Source organism: Geodermatophilus sp. DSM 44513, from assembly GCF_032460525.1.
Lineage (GTDB): Bacteria > Actinomycetota > Actinomycetes > Mycobacteriales > Geodermatophilaceae > Geodermatophilus.
In genome coordinates this window covers 190,534-205,701 of sequence record NZ_CP135963.1, presented here as the reverse complement: position 1 = coordinate 205,701, position 15,168 = coordinate 190,534, and the positions used below count along the sequence as shown (strand labels likewise).

General features: G+C 77.4%; 16 protein-coding genes. 10 read left to right on the top strand and 6 right to left on the bottom strand.

The window, feature by feature from the left end; translation table 11 throughout:
* Positions 1-59: 59 nt before the first annotated feature.
* Positions 60-914 carry an Fpg/Nei family DNA glycosylase gene (locus tag RTG05_RS00970; protein ID WP_166527072.1) on the bottom strand — a complete coding sequence of 285 codons (855 nt, stop codon included), beginning with the start codon at positions 912-914 and terminating at the stop codon, positions 60-62.
* Between the two features lie 98 nt (positions 915-1,012).
* Here RTG05_RS00970 and RTG05_RS00965 point away from each other — a divergent pair, with 98 nt between their 5' ends.
* Complete coding sequence (locus tag RTG05_RS00965) at positions 1,013-1,192, top strand: hypothetical protein (RefSeq protein ID WP_166527071.1); 180 nt, start codon at positions 1,013-1,015, stop codon at positions 1,190-1,192.
* Positions 1,193-1,204: 12 nt separating this feature from the next.
* Here the strand turns inward: RTG05_RS00965 and RTG05_RS00960 are convergent, their stop codons facing one another.
* The 4 genes from RTG05_RS00960 to RTG05_RS00945 form a co-directional block, all read right to left on the bottom strand.
* Positions 1,205-1,723, bottom strand: coding sequence for an SRPBCC family protein (locus tag RTG05_RS00960; RefSeq protein WP_166527070.1), 519 nt, complete (start codon positions 1,721-1,723; stop codon positions 1,205-1,207).
* A gap of 139 nt (positions 1,724-1,862) precedes the next feature.
* On the bottom strand, positions 1,863-3,290 hold the full coding sequence (locus tag RTG05_RS00955; RefSeq protein WP_166529410.1) for an NAD-dependent malic enzyme: 1,428 nt from the start codon (positions 3,288-3,290) through the stop codon (positions 1,863-1,865).
* A 153-nt stretch (positions 3,291-3,443) separates the two neighbouring features.
* A complete protein-coding gene (locus tag RTG05_RS00950) occupies positions 3,444-3,884 on the bottom strand; it encodes an SRPBCC domain-containing protein (RefSeq protein ID WP_166527069.1) in 441 nt (146 codons plus the stop codon).
* Between the two features lie 10 nt (positions 3,885-3,894).
* A complete protein-coding gene (locus RTG05_RS00945; protein WP_315912196.1) occupies positions 3,895-4,413 on the bottom strand; it encodes a DUF309 domain-containing protein in 519 nt (172 codons plus the stop codon).
* A gap of 159 nt (positions 4,414-4,572) precedes the next feature.
* Here RTG05_RS00945 and egtA point away from each other — a divergent pair, with 159 nt between their 5' ends.
* The 8 genes from egtA (at position 4,573) to RTG05_RS00905 (ending at position 11,897) form a co-directional block, all read left to right on the top strand.
* Positions 4,573-5,823 (top strand): ergothioneine biosynthesis glutamate--cysteine ligase EgtA, encoded by a 1,251-nt coding sequence (egtA, locus tag RTG05_RS00940; RefSeq protein ID WP_315912194.1) that lies wholly within the window; start codon positions 4,573-4,575, stop codon positions 5,821-5,823.
* A complete protein-coding gene (gene egtB / locus RTG05_RS00935) occupies positions 5,820-7,142 on the top strand; it encodes an ergothioneine biosynthesis protein EgtB (RefSeq protein WP_166527067.1) in 1,323 nt (440 codons plus the stop codon). The genes egtA and egtB overlap by 4 nt, the downstream gene beginning before the upstream one ends.
* Positions 7,143-7,832: an ergothioneine biosynthesis protein EgtC gene (gene egtC, locus RTG05_RS00930; protein WP_166527066.1), complete on the top strand. Its 690-nt coding sequence runs from the start codon at positions 7,143-7,145 to the stop codon at positions 7,830-7,832.
* A gap of 16 nt (positions 7,833-7,848) precedes the next feature.
* Positions 7,849-8,838: an L-histidine N(alpha)-methyltransferase gene (gene egtD, locus RTG05_RS00925; RefSeq protein ID WP_166527065.1), complete on the top strand. Its 990-nt coding sequence runs from the start codon at positions 7,849-7,851 to the stop codon at positions 8,836-8,838.
* 79 nt (positions 8,839-8,917) lie between these two features.
* Complete coding sequence (locus RTG05_RS00920; RefSeq protein ID WP_166527064.1) at positions 8,918-9,727, top strand: DUF4397 domain-containing protein; 810 nt, start codon at positions 8,918-8,920, stop codon at positions 9,725-9,727.
* Positions 9,728-9,752: 25 nt separating this feature from the next.
* Positions 9,753-10,427, top strand: coding sequence for a class F sortase (locus RTG05_RS00915; RefSeq protein WP_166527063.1), 675 nt, complete (start codon positions 9,753-9,755; stop codon positions 10,425-10,427).
* An 89-nt stretch (positions 10,428-10,516) separates the two neighbouring features.
* Positions 10,517-11,116, top strand: a complete 600-nt coding sequence (locus tag RTG05_RS00910; protein WP_315912192.1) for a sigma-70 family RNA polymerase sigma factor — start codon at positions 10,517-10,519, stop codon at positions 11,114-11,116.
* Positions 11,097-11,897, top strand: a complete 801-nt coding sequence (locus RTG05_RS00905) for an anti-sigma factor (RefSeq protein ID WP_315912191.1) — start codon at positions 11,097-11,099, stop codon at positions 11,895-11,897. The genes RTG05_RS00910 and RTG05_RS00905 overlap by 20 nt, the downstream gene beginning before the upstream one ends.
* 51 nt (positions 11,898-11,948) lie before the next feature.
* Here RTG05_RS00905 and RTG05_RS00900 read toward each other — a convergent pair whose 3' ends face one another.
* On the bottom strand, positions 11,949-13,883 hold the full coding sequence (locus RTG05_RS00900; protein WP_166527060.1) for a putative bifunctional diguanylate cyclase/phosphodiesterase: 1,935 nt from the start codon (positions 13,881-13,883) through the stop codon (positions 11,949-11,951).
* A gap of 128 nt (positions 13,884-14,011) precedes the next feature.
* On the opposite strand from RTG05_RS00900, the gene egtE reads away from it, so the two are divergent.
* Entirely contained in the window at positions 14,012-15,142 is a 1,131-nt protein-coding gene (egtE, locus tag RTG05_RS00895; RefSeq protein ID WP_166527059.1) for an ergothioneine biosynthesis PLP-dependent enzyme EgtE, read from the top strand.
* Positions 15,143-15,168 lie beyond the last annotated feature (26 nt).

Here is a 15,168-nt window from a genome sequence, read left to right as displayed (position 1 = left end):
GCCCCGCCGCGAGCCTGCGAGCGGGTGGGGGGCAGCGGGGTCCTTCCGGGGGTCCTCTCTCAGCGGAGCAGCTTGGACATCCGCCGGTCGGCCAGCGGCTTGCCGCCGGTCTGGCAGGTCGGGCAGTACTGCAGCGAGGTGTCGGCGAAGCTGACCTCGCGCACGGTGTCCCCGCACACCGGGCAGGGCAGCCCGGTGCGGGCGTGCACCTGCAGCCCCGAGCGCTTCTCGCCCTTCAGGGTCGCCGCACGCTGCCCCACCTGGCGGGCCAGCGCCCCGGTGAGGACCTCCCGCACCGCGTCGTACAGGCGCAGGGCCTCCTCGTCGGTGAGCTTGTCGGCCATCTTGAACGGCGACAGCCGCGCGGCGTGCAGGATCTCGTCGGAGTAGGCGTTGCCGATGCCGGCGAGCAGCGTCTGGTCGGTGAGCGCCCCCTTGAGCTGGCCGCTGCGCCCGGCCATGAGCGCCACGAAGGTGTCGCGGTCGACGGCCAGCGCGTCGGGGCCGAGCCGGGCGATGCCGGGCACCTCGGCCGGCGAGCGGACGACGTACACCGCCAGGCCCTTGCGGGTGCCCTGCTCGGTGAGGTCGAAGCCGTCGCCACCCTCCAGGTGCACCCGCAGCGCGAGCGGGCCCTTGCCGGGCCGGGGCGGGGCGGGCGGCAGGCCGGTGCGCCAGTGCAGCCAGCCGGCCCGCGCCAGGTGGACGACGAGGTGCAGGCCGGAGACGTCCAGGTCGAGGAACTTGCCGTGCCGGGCGACCCCGGTGAGCTCCAGGCCGCCGAGCGCGGACAGCGGCGGGTCGAAGGTCTTGATCGCCTGGACGGCGGCCAGGTCGACGCGGGTCACCACCGAGCCCACGGCGGACTCCTGCAGGAACGCGGTCAGCGCCTGCACCTCGGGCAACTCGGGCACCCGGCCAGTGTCCCGCGCGGGGCGGCACCGCGTCGTCCTGCGATCGTGTGTACTGACCAGCGGGGGCCGCCGGCTCCCGCTCGAGGGGAGGCCCGGGGATGACCGAGAGCGAGCAGGGCCGGCCGCCGGTGGACGAGACCCGTCCGTCCGCGCCGGACCAGGACACCGACGGCGCACCCTCCGTCCCGACCGACAGCGGTGTCGGCATGGGCCTCGGGGAGGCCGACACCTTCGAGCCGGAGGAGTCCGACCCGGCCGAGGAGGACGGGGGCAGCTGACCCCGCGCCCGGTCAGGAGTCCGTCGGCGGGGCGACGTCGCCCGGGGGCTCTGGCGGGAGCACCTTGCCGCCGGTGCCCTCGACCTGCTGCTTGATCGACTGCAGGGCCGCGCCGAGCCCCTCGTGCACCGGGTCGCGGTCGCCGGACTGCGCCTGGATCTGCTCCTCCGGCCCGCCCGGACCGAAGTCCAGGTGCACCGTGAGCCGGGTACCGCCACCGTCGTCGGCGACGTCCAGCCGGCCGCTGTAGGTGCGCTCGGTCTGCGCGCCCCAGCGCAGGGTGCGGGCGTCCGCGTCGGCGAGGAACCAGCCGTCGTTCTCGAACCGGTGGCCCTTGACCTCCCCCACCAGGTGCACGCCGGTCGCGTCCTGCACGTCCGGGTCGGTCTCGGTGCCCTCGGCCAGCGGCCGCTCGGCGGCCTCCTGGATGGGTGGCAGGTAGTGGGGCAGGTGTGCCACGTCGCTGACGTAGGCGAACACCTCCTGCGGGCTCGCGTCGATCGTCGTGCTGTCCTCGTACGTGCCTGCCACGTCGCCGCCTCCTCGTTGGGTGGAGCGGCTCTACCCGCGGCCCGGGGTGGCACGCGCACGGCAGGCGGCCGGCCCCCCGACACGCGGGGGGCCGGCCGGCCCGGACGGCGGTGCGCGACCGGGACCAGGTCGCGCCGTCTCAGCCGGTGACGTCCTCGGCGGAGCCCACCGGGGCGGTCGCACCGGGCTCCTGGCGCGCCTGGTCGGCCACCGCCGCGGCGACGGCCGGCGTGACGGCCGGGTCGAAGACGCTCGGGATGATGTAGTTGGCGTTGAGCTGGTCGTCGGTCACCACACCGGCGATCGCCTCCGCGGCGGCCAGCAGCATGCCGTCGCTGATCTCCCGCGCCCGCGCGTCCAGCAGCCCCCGGAAGACGCCGGGGAAGGCCAGCACGTTGTTGATCTGGTTGGGCAGGTCCGAGCGGCCGGAGGCGACGACGGCGGCGTGCTGCCGGGCGCCCACCGGGTCGACGTCCGGGGTCGGGTTGGCCATCGGGAAGACGACGGCCCGCTCGTTCATGCCGGCCAGCGCCGCGACCGGCAGCACGTTGGCGGCGCTGACGCCCACGAACACGTCGGCACCGACCAGGGCGTCGGGCAGCTCGCCGCGGCGGCCGTCGGGGTTGGTGCGCTGCGCCAGGTCCCGCTTGGCCGGGCTCAGCCGCTCGTCGTCCGGGGACAGGATGCCCTCGCGGTCCCACACCAGCACGTGCCGGGCGCCGGCCTGCAGCATGAGGTGCACGATCGCGGTGCCGGCCGCGCCACCGCCCGCCACGACGATGCGGACGTCCTCCAGCCGCTTGTCGACGACGCGCAGCGCGTTGCGCAGGGCGGCCAGCACGACGATCGCCGTCCCGTGCTGGTCGTCGTGGAACACCGGGATGTCCAGCTTCTCGCGCAGCCGGGCCTCGATCTCGAAGCAGCGCGGCGCGGCGATGTCCTCGAGGTTGATGCCGCCGAAGCCGGGGGCGATCAGCTCGACGGTGCGGACGATCTCGTCGACGTCCTGGGTGTCCAGGGCGATCGGCCAGGCGTCGATGTCGGCGAACCGCTTGAACAGCGCGGCCTTGCCCTCCATGACCGGCATCGAGGCGCCCGGGCCGATGTCACCCAGGCCGAGCACCGCGGACCCGTCGGTGACCACGGCGACGGTGTTGCCCTTGATGGTCAGCCGGCGGACGTCGTCGGGGTTGTCGGCCAGCGCCAGGCAGACCCGCGCCACACCGGGGGTGTAGGCCATCGACAGGTCGTCGCGGGTCTTCAGCGGCACCCGCGAGGCGACCTCGAGCTTGCCGCCCAGGTGCAGCAGGAAGGTGCGGTCGCTGACCTTGCGCACCGTGACGCCCTCGACGGCGCGCAGTGCGGTGACGACCTCCTCGGAGTGCGCGGCGTCCGCGGCCGAGCAGGTGACGTCGACGGTGAGCCCGTCGGAGCGGGAGTCGACGACGTCGATCGCGGTCACCGCCCCGCCGGCCGACCCGACCGCGGTGGCGATCCGCCCGATGGAGGCCGGGTCGCCGTCGGCGGTCAGCCGGACGGTGATCGAGTACGACGCCGACGTGACCAGCCCGCGGGCCGGTGGCGGGGTCGCCGGCTCGCCGAGGGAGGTGTCGTCGGTGCTGGGCGCGGCTGCTGCGGTCTCAGTGCTCATGGCGTCGCCCATGGTCGCACCACGACCGTCCGGGCAGTAGTTCCGGTCACAGCGGTCACGCCCGGCCGCTCAGGTGGTGGGGCGGGAGGTGCGCCCCTCGGCGCGGGCCCTGAGCCCGGAGCAGAAGTGCCGGAACGAGGGGTTGAGGTCGGGGGTGGAGCGCCCGAGCAGCCCGGCCAGCGGGCCGGTGTGGTCCTCCCGGACGGTGAGCAGCGTGCCGCCGCCGTCCTGGCCGGCGAGGGAGTACGTGCGCTCGATGACCGCCAGCCCGGCCGGCAGGCCGCCGCGCCAGCGCATGAGCTCGCGCGGGCGCAGCTCGGTCACCGTCACCCGGAACGGGCGGCTGCGGATCATGGTGGCGTAGAGCGTCAGCCGCTCCCCCAGCGCCACGCGGCCCTCCACGCGGTCGACGCCGGAGTCCCAGTCCCGCCAGCTGCCGACGTCGACCAGCAGCGCCCAGACCTGCTCGGGGCCCGCGTCGATCCGCGTCGCCGCCTCGAAGCTCCTCACGTCGCCCTCCTCACCCGGCCGCCGGGCCGTCGTCGGGCCGGTGTCGGGTACCACCTTGCCCGGCCCGCAGCCGGGGCGCGAGGGCCGCGGGATCGCCGTCCCCGGGCGGCGCGGCGGCCAGCCGGCGGCCCCAGGCGACCAGGCCGGCCACGTCGACCCGGTGCGGCGGGTCGGCCGCGTACCCCTCGACGTTGCCCGCGCCGCGCTCCAGCAGCCGGGCGCCGCCCCGGGCGTTGCCGCGCGCCACGTGGGTGAGCCCGACCGCGAGCTGGGCCAGCCCCCGCCACAGCTGCCGCTCGCGCTCCGGAGCGGACTTCCAGGCGTCCTCCAGCACCTCGTGGGCGTGGAACGGGCGGCCCGCGTCCAGCAGCCGCTGCGCCTCCGCGAGCGCCTCCCCCGGCGTCCGGGGCACGCCCTCCGGCGCCCGCTCCTCCCCCGCGGCGCCGCGGGGCAGCGGCCGCCCCAGGGCGTCGCGCGGCCGGTCGTTGCGCGCCCGACCTGCGGGGTCCCTGTCCCGGTCGCCGTCCACGGACCGATCCTCGCGCGGCCACCGCATCGGGTGCCCGGGGGTGGGCAGCCGAGCGGGTGACGTGCAGGATGGGCACCGAGGACGGCTGCCACGGCGGGCCGCCCCCGCACCGACCCGCGGTCGACGTCGACCGGTCCGGACCTGGAGGGGGTGGGGCCCGTGGCCCCGATCACCGAGGAGCACACGGCCGTCCTGGACCTGGACGCCGCCGTCGCGCACGTCACCGCCGCGGCCCTGCGGGACGGTCCGCTCGGCACCGTCGGCCTGGAGCTGGAGGCCCACCTGGTCGACCTGGACGCGCCGGCCACCCGGGTTCCCTGGGCCCGGGTCAGCACACTGGTCGAGGCGCTGCCCGCCCTGCCGGGTGGCAGCCGGGTCACCCTGGAACCCGGCGGCCAGGTGGAGCTGTCCGCGCCGCCGTACCCGGACGCCGGAGCCGCGGTGGCCGCGCTGCGCGCCGACCGCAGCGTCCTCGCCGCGGCCCTGGCCGCCGAGCGCCTGGCGCTCGCCCCGGTGGGCGCCGACCCGCTGCGCCCCCCGGCGCGGGTCTGCCCGGCCGCCCGCTACGCCGCGATGGAGGCGCACTTCGCCGCCGTCGGCTGCGCCCGGGCCGGGACGGCGATGATGGCCGGCACCGCCGCGCTGCAGGTGAACCTGGACGCCGGTCCGCGGGCGGGCTGGGGCGAGCGGGTCGCGCTGGCCCACCGGCTGGGCCCCACGCTGGTCGCCGTCGCGGCGTGCTCACCGCTGGCCGGCGGGCGGCCGACCGGCTGGGTGTCGCAGCGCCAGCGGGTGTGGAGCGACCTGGACCAGGCCCGCTGCGGCCCGCTGCTCGGCGGCGCCGACCCGGCGGGCGAGTGGGCGGGGTACGCGCTCAGCGCACCGGTGATGCTGGTCCGGCACGGCGCCGGGGCGGTGCCGGTGCGCACGCGCGTCCGGTTCGCCGACTGGCTCAGCGGCGCCGTCCCCCTGGGCGGCCGGCGGCCGACCACCGCGGACCTCGACTACCACCTGACCACGCTGTTCCCGCCGGTGCGGCCGCGCGGCTACCTGGAGGTCCGCTACCTCGACGCCGCCCCCGAGCCGTGGTGGCCGGCGCTCGCGGCGGTGACCGCGGCGCTGCTCGACGACCCGGTCGCCGCCGGGCACGCCGCCGAGGCCACCGCCCCGGTCGCCGGCGCCTGGGACCGGGCCGCCCGCGCCGGCCTGGCCGACCCGGCGCTGCACACCGCCGCCCGCGCCTGCCTGGCCGCCGCGGCCGACGCCGTCCCCGCCGCCCTGCGGCCGGAGGTGGCCGCCCTCGTCGACCTGGTCGACCGGGGCCGCTGCCCCGGCGACGACCTGCTGGACACCGCCCGGGCCGGCGACGCCACCGCCGCCCTCCTCTCAGCGACGGGAGACCCCCGATGACCGACCCGACCGAGACCCTCGCCCGCGACCTGGAGACCGCCCGGGCCCGCACCCTGCGGCTCACCGACCACGACGAGCCCGAGTTGCTGCGCCAGCACACCCCGCTGCTGTCCCCGCTGGTCTGGGACCTCGCGCACATCGGCCAGCAGGAGGACCTCTGGCTGCTGCGCCACGGCGACCCCCGCCGCGCCGGGCTGCTGCCGGCCGACGTCGAGGCGCTCTACGACGCGTTCACCCACCCGCGGGCGGTGCGCGCCCGGCTGCCGCTGCTGCCCCCGGTGGAGGCGCGCTCCTACTGCGGCGAGGTGCGCGGCCGGGTGCTGGACCGGCTCGGTCGCCTGGGCCGGGACGACGACGGCGACCCGTTCGACTTCGCCATGGTGGTCAGCCACGAGCAGCAGCACGACGAGACCATGCTGCAGGCGCTGGCCGTGCGCACCGGCCCGCCGCTGCTGGGCGCCGGGACACCGCTGCCGCCCGGCCGCCCCGGCGTGGCCGGCACCTCGGTGCTGGTGCCCGGCGGGGAGTTCGTGCTGGGCGTGGACGCCGCCGAGGAGCCGTTCTCGCTGGACAACGAGCGCCCCGCCCACGTCGTCGACGTGCCGGCCTTCCGCATCGGCCGGGTGCCGGTGACCAACGCGGAGTACGCCGCGTTCGTCGCCGACGGCGGCTACACCGACCGGCGCTGGTGGTCCGCGCGGGGCTGGGCGCACCGGGTCGAGGCCGGCCTGGAGCGCCCGCAGTACTGGGGCCCCGACGGCACCCGCACCCGGTTCGGCGTGGTGGAGACCGTGCCGCCCGACGAGCCGGTGCAGCACGTCACGTGGTTCGAGGCCGAGGCGTACGCGGCGTGGGCCGCGGGCACGGGGACCGCGGCGGCCGGGGCCCGGCTGCCCACCGAGACCGAGTGGGAGAAGGCCGCCGTCTGGGACCCCGCCCTGCGCCGGCGCCGCCGCTTCCCGTGGGGCTCGGCGGAGCCGACGTCCGCGCTGGCCAACCTGGGCGGTGACGCGCTGCGGCCGGCACCGGTGGGCGCCTACCCCGCCGGCGCGTCGGCGTACGGGGTCGAGCAGCTGATGGGCGACGTCTGGGAGTGGACCTCCTCGGACTTCACGGCCTGGCCCGGGTTCCGCCCGATGCTCTACGCCGACTACTCCGCCCCCTTCTTCGGCGGCGACTACAAGGTGCTGCGCGGCGGGTCGTGGGCGGTGGGGGCCTCGATCCTGCGGCCGAGCTTCCGCAACTGGGACCACCCGGTCCGCCGGCAGGTGTTCAGCGGGTTCCGGCTGGCCTGGTCGGTGGACGGGACGGACGCCTGAGTGTGCCGCCACCTGGCCTGGCTGGGCCGGCCGCGCACGCTGGCCGAGCTGGTGCTGGAGCCGCCGTCCTCGCTGCTCGTGCAGTCCTGGGCGCCGCGGCGGCAGCGCCACGGCACGGTGAACGCCGATGGCTGGGGCGTCGGCTTCTTCAGCCCCGGCCGGGCCCGGCCGGCGCGCTGGCGCTCGGCGCGGCCGCTGTGGGGCGATGCGTCGTTCGCCTCGGTCGCCCCGGTGGTCTCCTCCGGCTGCGTGCTGGCCGCCGTCCGCTCGGCCACCGCCGGCATGCCCCTGGAGGAGAGCGCGGCGGCGCCGTTCACCGACGGGCGGTGGCTGCTGTCGCACAACGGCCGGGTCGACCGGGCGGTGCTGCCCGCCGTGCGCGACGCGGAGTCCACGGTCGACAGCGCCCTGCTGGCCGCCCTGGTGTTCACCCGGGGCCTGGACGCCCTCGGCGCCACGGTGCGCGAGGTGGCCGCCGCCGACCCGGCCGCCCGGCTCAACCTGCTGGCCGCCGACAACACCCGCCTGCTGGCCACCGCCTGGGGCGACACGCTGTCCGCCCTGGTGACCCCCGACGGCACCGCGCTGGCCAGCGAGCCGTGGGACGACGACCCGCGCTGGACCGACGTCCCCGACCGGTCCCTGGTCGAGGTCACCCCCGACGGCCTGACCACCACACCGCTGACCTGACGAGCTCTGGAGACCCGTGTCGATCCCGCTCACCAACCACCTCGCCGACGAGGACGCCGCCCGGGCGCTGCGCACCGACGCGCGCGCCGGGCTGACCGCCACGCCCAAGTCGCTGCCGCCCCGGTGGTTCTACGACGAGCGCGGCAGCGCCCTGTTCGACGAGATCACCCGGCTGCCGGAGTACTACCCGACCCGCGCCGAGCGGGCCGTGCTGGCCGCGCACGCACCCGAGGTCGCCGCCGCGTCCGGCGCCGACGTCCTGGTCGAGCTGGGCAGCGGCACGTCGGAGAAGACCCGGCTGCTGCTGGACGCGCTGCGCGACGCCGGGACGCTGCGCCGGTTCGTGCCCTGCGACGTCGACCCCACCGTGCTGCGGGCCGCCGGCGAGGCCATCACCGCCGAGTACCCCGGGGTGGCGGTCGAGGCGGTGGTCGGCGACTTCACCAGGCACCTCGGTGAGCTGCCCCGGTCCGGACGTCGGCTGGTGGCCTTCCTCGGCTCCACCATCGGCAACCTCGAGCCCGGCGAGCGGGCGGCCTTCCTCGCCGCGCTGGCCGCCACCCTGCAGCCGGGGGACTCCTTCCTGCTCGGCACCGACCTGGTCAAGGACCCCGCCCGCCTGGTGCGCGCCTACGACGACGCCGCCGGCGTCACCGCGGAGTTCAACCGCAACGTGCTGCGCGTGCTGGACCGGGAGCTGGGCGCCGACGTCGACCCCGACGCCTTCGAGCACGTCGCGGTGTGGGACGCCGAGCACGAGTGGATCGAGATGCGGCTGCGCTCGACGGTCGAGCAGGTGGTGCACGTACCCGCCCTCGGCCTAGACGTCCGGTTCGCCGCCGGGGAGGAGATGCGCACCGAGGTGTCGGCGAAGTTCCGCCGCGAGCGGGTGGCGGCCGAGCTCGCGGCGGCCGGGCTGCGGATGACGCACTGGTGGACCGACCCCGCCGGAGACTTCGGGGTCTCCCTGTCCGTCCCGGCGGAGCGGGATCACCCGGTCGGGTGACGGGGGGCTGCATCCGGGGTGGCGGGGGTCGCGGAAGGAGGGGTGTCAGGCACACCGCACCCGCCGTGGAGGAACACCGATGTCCCGCACCGCCTTCGCCCTCGCCGCCGGCGCGACCGGCACCCTCGTCGTCCTCAGCGCCTCCCCCGCGCTCGCCGACAGCCACACCGCGACGGTCTCCGTCCTGCACGCCATCCCGGACACCCCGGTCGACGTGTACGCCAACGGCGAGCGGCTGATCGACGACTTCCAGCCCGGCACCCTGACCGACCCGCTGGAGCTCCCGGCCGGCGACTACGACCTCGCCGTCTTCCCGGCCGACGCGGCCGACGACTCCGGCAGCCCGCTGCTGTCCGCCGACGGGGTCGCCGTCCCCGCCGGGGCCAACGCCACCGTGGCCGCCCACCTGACCGCGGAGGGCCAGCCCGCGCTGACCCCGTTCGTCAACGACACCTCCGAGGTCGCCGCCGGCCAGGCCCGGGTGACCGTCCGGCACACCGCCGCCGCGCCCGCGGTCGACGTGCGCGCCGGCGGCCAGGTCGTCATCGACGGGCTGACCAACCCGAACGAGGAGTCCCTGACCGTGCCCGCCGGCACCGTGAGCGCCGACGTGGTCCTCGCCGGCACCGACACCGTCGCGATCGGCCCGGCCGACCTGGCGCTCGAGGAGGGCACCACCACGATCGTCTACGCGTGGGGCTCGCAGGACGCCGGCTACGAGCTGGCCGTCCAGACGATCGCGTCGCACTCCGCGCCGTCCGGCGTCCCCGGCGGCTCGGCCGGCCTGGTCGACGACGGCGGCCTGCCGCTGCCGGTGGTCGCGGTGTCGCTGGCCGGCCTGGTGGCCGCCGGTGTCGGCGTCCGCCGGCTCGCCGGCTCGCGGGCCTGACCGCACCGGCACCGAGGAAGGGGTGATGCGTCCCGCCGCCGCCGTCGCGGCCCTGGGGGTGGCCGTCGCGGTCGGCGTGCCGACCGGCTGGCAGCTGACCCGGGAGCCGGCGGCGGCGGGCGCACCGCTCGAGCAGGTGCTCGCCGAGCCGGGCCCGCCGGTGTCGTCCGGATCGACGACGGCACCGGCGGGCCCGGGCTCCCTGCCCCCGGTGACCGTCCGGGACGCGGCACCCACCGTGGCCGCCGCCGCGCCGGCCCCGGTGCGGCTGCGGGTGCCCGATCTGGGCATCGACGCGCCGGTGGACCCGGTCGGCGTCCGGGACGACGGTCAGATGGCCATCCCCGACGACGTGGAGCGGGTGGGCTGGTACCGGTTCGGCCCGGTGCCGGGAGAGGCCGGCTCGGCGGTGCTCGCCGGGCACGTCGACGACCGCGAGCAGGGGCTGGGCGAGCTCGCGCCGCTGCGCACCGCCGAGGTCGGCACCGAGGTCGAGGTGACCGACGCCGCGGGAACCGCCACCCGCTGGCGGGTGGTGTCCCGCGAGGAGATCGTCAAGCAGGCCCTGCCGCTGGACCGGCTCTTCGCTCGCGAGGGGCCGCCGCGGCTGGTGCTCATCACCTGCGGCGGGGAGTTCCTCCCCGAGTACGGCAGCTACGAGTCCAACGTGGTCGCCATCGCGGAGCCGGTGCCATGGTGAAGGACCTCGCTGCCCCCCGCCGCTCGCACGCTCGCGGCGGGACCCTGCAACGAGGCCGACGGCGACGCGTCCCGGCTAGGGTCGGATCCGTGAGCACCGACGCCGATCCGACGCCGGGGTACCCCCCCGAGCCGGACGACGCCGAGGTGGGCCGCCGGTTCGCGGCCGGGGACGAGCAGGCGCTGGCCTGGGCCTACGAGCGCTTCGCCGGGCAGGTGCACGGCATGGCGGTGCGCGCCTTCGGCCCGGGCCCGGACGCCGAGGACGTCACCCAGCAGGTGTTCGTCTCCGCCTGGACCGGCCGCGCCGGCTACCGCCCCGAGCAGGGCCCGCTGCCGGCCTGGCTGGTCGGCGTGTGCCGCCACAAGATCGCCGACACCTGGGCCCGCCGCGACCGGCAGCGCCGCGCCGCCGAGGCCGCCATGAGCCAGGCCCGCACGGCACCGGAGACCAGCGGCCCGCAGGTGGACACCACGGTCGCCGACCGCGTGCTGCTGCTGACCGAGCTGGAGCAGCTCGGCCAGCCGCAGCGGGGCATCATCGAGCTGGCGTTCTTCGAGGACCTCACGCACACCCAGATCGCCGCCCGCACCGGCCTCCCCCTGGGCACGGTCAAATCCCACATCCGGCGCACGCTCGAACGCCTGAGGACACGCCTGGAGGTGGACGGTGCAGCACTGCACGCCTGAGCAGCTCTCCCTCGCGGCCCTGCGCGAGCCGCTGCCGGACGCCGACGCGGCACACCTGGACGCCTGCGCGCGCTGCCGCGACGAGCTGGCCGAACTGCGCCGCGGCGTCGACGCACTCGCCGTGCCGGAGCTCGCCGCGCCGCGGGCCGCCGTGCCGCCGCCACCGGCGGTGTGGGCGGCGATCGCCGCCGCCACCGGGGTGCGCACCGCGCCGCGGCCCGAGGTGCTGGCCGCCGCGGCGACGGCCCCCGCGCCGCTGGCCGCCGTCCCCCCGCCGGCCGCCCCCGCCCCCGAGCCGGCCCCGGCACCGGCGGGAGCTGCGGCGGCGGTCGTGCCGCTGCGGACCGGCCGCTCCCGGCTGCTGCTGGCCGCCGCGGCGTCCCTGGTCGTCGGTGTCGGCATCGGCGCCGGCGCGGTGGCCCTGGGCACCGGGGAGGACCGGGGTGTCTCGGTGGCCGCCGCCGCGCTGGCCCCGCTCGCGGACAGCGGCGCCACCGGCGAGGCCCGCGTGGTCGAGCGCCCCGACGGCACCCTCGCGCTGGAGGTCGACCTCGCCGCGGCCGACCCGCAGGGCGGCTTCTACGAGGTCTGGCTGCTCGACGAGGCCGTCGAGGACCTGGTGTCGCTGGGGGTCGTGCGCGGCGGGCGCGAGGTCGCACTCACCCTCCCGCCCGGCGTGGACCTCGGGGAGTACCCGATCGTCGACGTCTCCGTCGAGCCGCTGGACGGCGACCCCGGGCACTCCGGTCAGTCGATCGCCCGCGGCGAGCTGGAGCGCTGACGGAGGCCCTCCGGTCACCCGACGGCTCGCGACGGGCCCCACCGGTCCGGCTCAGGTGAGGGCCAGGCCGGCCGGGGCGGTGGAACCGGCCAGCCACGGCAGCACCGCGGCGGCCTCCATCGGCCGGGCGATGAGGTGACCCTGGGCCTCGTCGCAGCCCAGCTCGACCAGCCGGCGGCGGACCTCCGCGGTCTCCACGCCCTCGGCGACGACGACCAGGCCGAGGTCGTGGCCCAGCTGCACCACCGACCGGGTCACCGCCTCGTCGGCGGGACTGTCCAGCAGGTGGGTCACGAACCCGCGGTCGATCTTGAGCCGGTCCACCGGCAGCGTCTTGAGCAGCCACAGCGAGGTGTACCCGGCCCCGAAGTCGTCGACGGCGACGCAGATGCCCATCGCCCGCAGCGCCCGCAGGGTGGCCGCGGCGCGCTCGGGGTCCACCGTCATGGCGGTCTCGGTCACCTCGACCTCCAGTGCCGAACCGGGCAGGCCCTCCGCGGCGAGCAGCTCGCCCAGCCGGGCGGCGAGGTCGGTCTCCAGCAGCGTGCCGGGGGTGACGTTGACGGCCACGCCGACGTCCGCCCCGGCCGCCCGCCAGCCCGCGCACCGGCGCAGCGCCTCGCGCAGCACCCAGTCGGTCAGCGGGGGCATGAGCGCGGTCCGCTCGGCCTGCGGCAGGAACGCCGCGGGCAGCAGCAGACCGCGCTCGGGGTGCTGCCAGCGGACCAGCGCCTCCAGGCGCACCGGGCGCCCGGTGCGCAGCGCCACGACCGGCTGGAAGTGCAGCCGCAGCTGGTCGGTGTCGATCGCCGTGCGCAGCTGGGCGAGCAGGTCGAGCTGGTCCTGGTCGTGCGGGTCGGTGACCGGGTCGTAGCGGCGGACGCCGCCGCCGTCCCGCTTGGCCTGGTACATCGCGACGTCGGCCCGGCGCAGCAGGTCCACCAGGGTGGTCCCGTGGTCGGGGCTGAGCGCGAGGCCGACGCTGACCCCGACCTCGAGGGTCACCTCGCCGACGGTGAACGGCCGGTGCAGGGCCCGGGCGACCTGCCCGGCCACCCGCTCGGCGGCCGCGTCCGAGCCCAGGTCGCGCAGCAGGACGGCGAACTCGTCCCCGCCCAGCCGGGTGACCACGTCGGTCGGCCGCACCGCCGCACGCAGCGCGCCGGCCACCTCGACCAGCAGCAGGTCGCCGACGGCGTGCCCGAGGGTGTCGTTGACGGTCTTGAAGCCGTCCAGGTCCAGCAGCAGCAGGGCGGTGAGCGGTCCGCTCGCCGCCCGGGCCCGGCGCGGCGGGTCCAGGACGGTCAGGGCCTCCTGCCGCAGCAGCGTGCGGTTGCCCAGGCCGGTGAGCGGGTCGTGCCGCGCCTCGTGCTCGCGGCGCAGCAGCCGCTGTCGGGTGACCACGCCGACGGCCACGACGACCACCAGCAGCGTCACCCCCCCGACGTGCACGTTCCGGGTGGCGGAGTCCAGGCGGGCGACCAGGTCGTCCTGCGGGAGCAGCACCTCCGCGACCACGCCGCTGGGCCGTCCCTCGGCGTCGCGCGGCTGCACCAGCACGGTCGCGGTCGGGGTGCCCCGGTCCTCGTCCAGTTCGAAGGTCACCTGGGGGGACCCGGCCAGCACCGGCACCAGGCGGGCCAGGTCGTCGCCGGAGAGCGGGTCGGCCAGCGCCGCGTCGCTGTAGAGCAGCTGGCCCTTGGGGGTCCACAGCTGCAGCCCGGTGAGCCGGCTGCTGCGGACGAGGGACCGGACGCCGCGGTCGATGCGCTGCGTGCTCGGCGGGGAGAGGGCCGGGCGGGCGGAGCCGCGGGTGAGCTCGGCCTCGACCAGCAGCTCGGTGATGACCTCGGCGCGGTCGACGACCTGCTGGAGGGCGGTGTCGGACTGGCGACGCTCCAGGACCGTCGCGGTCCCGGCGAGGCCGGCGACGGCGACCACCAGCAGCAGGGCCAGCCCGCGCCAGGACGTCAGGACCCGCACCACGCCGGCCACCCCCTCCGTGGCCCCTCTGTTCGAGGCCGTCCCGTCCTCATCGGCCGTCGGGGTCGCCGGGTCGAGGACGCTCACCCCATCGGGTCGGGCCCCGCCGCCGGCCCGCCTAGCGTGGGGGCGTGACCGCGCCCGGACCCGCTCTCGTCCACGAGGACCTCGGCGCCGCCTGGCGCGCGGCCCGGCCCCGCCCGGCCGGCCGGCACCTGGACAGCGCCGCGTGCAGCCGGCAGAGCTCCCGCGTGCTCGAGGCCGTCGCCCACCACGCCCGGAACGAGGCCGAGCTGGGCGGGTACGTGGCCGAGGCGACCGTCGGGGAGCTGCTGCAGCAGGGCCGGTCGGTGCTCGGCGGGCTGGTCGGGATGGCCGCGGCGGACGTGGTCTTCGTCGAGTCCGCGCAGGCCGCGCTGAACGCGCTGCTCGCCGCCTGGCGGCTGCCGGCCGGGTCGCGGGTGGCCTGCCTGCCCGGCGAGTACGCGCCCAACGCCGCCCACCTGCAGGCGGCCGGCCTGGCCGTCGAGCGGCTCCCGGTCGACGGCCTGGGACGGGCCGACCTGGACGGCGTGGCGCGGCTGCTGGCCGGCGACCCGCCGTCGCTGGTGCACCTGACGCACGTCGCCAGCCACCGCGGCGTCGTCCAGCCGGCCGGCGCGGTCGCGCAGCTGTGCCGCGCGGCGGGGGTGCCGCTGGTGCTCGACGCGGCCCAGTCGCTGGGTCACGTGGACACCGACGTGGGCGCCGACGTCGTCTACTCGACCTCCCGGAAGTGGCTGGCCGGGCCGCGCGGGGTCGGGGTGCTGTGCGTGCGCCCGTCCGTGGCTGCGGCACTCACGCCGCTGCTGGCCCCGCCGGACGGCGTCCCCCCGCTGCGGGCGCTGGAGTCCGGGGAGGCGCACGTGGCCGGCCGGGTGGGCCTGGTGCTGGCCGTCGGCGAGCACCTCGCTGCCGGGCCGGAGCCGGTCCGGGAGCGGCTGGCCGCGCTCGGCCGGGCCACCCGCGAGGTGCTCGACGGCGCGGGGGGCTGGCGGGTGGTGGAACCGCGCGAGGAGCCGACCGCCACCACGACGCTGCGCCCGCCCGACGGCGCCGACGTCGTCGCCACCCGGGCCCGGCTGCTCGGCGAGCACGGCGTCGTCACCACCGCGATCGGCCCGCAGCGCGCACCGGGTGAGATGACCGGGCCGGTGCTGCGGGTCTCCCCGCACCTGGACGCGACCGCCGACGACCTGGAGGCCCTCGCCGCCGCCCTGTGACGGCCTTCCGCGCGCGAATGGCCGCC

Excerpts from the sequence above, each read along its gene's own strand:
- RTG05_RS00965 (WP_166527071.1), top strand. The coding sequence starts at position 1,013 with ATGACCGAGAGCGAGCAGGGCCGGCCGCCGGTGGACGAGACCCGTCCG.
- egtB (WP_166527067.1), top strand. The coding sequence starts at position 5,820 with ATGACCGACCCGACCGAGACCCTCGCCCGCGACCTGGAGACCGCCCGG.
- RTG05_RS00920 (WP_166527064.1), top strand. The coding sequence starts at position 8,918 with ATGTCCCGCACCGCCTTCGCCCTCGCCGCCGGCGCGACCGGCACCCTC.
- RTG05_RS00915 (WP_166527063.1), top strand. The coding sequence starts at position 9,753 with ATGCGTCCCGCCGCCGCCGTCGCGGCCCTGGGGGTGGCCGTCGCGGTC.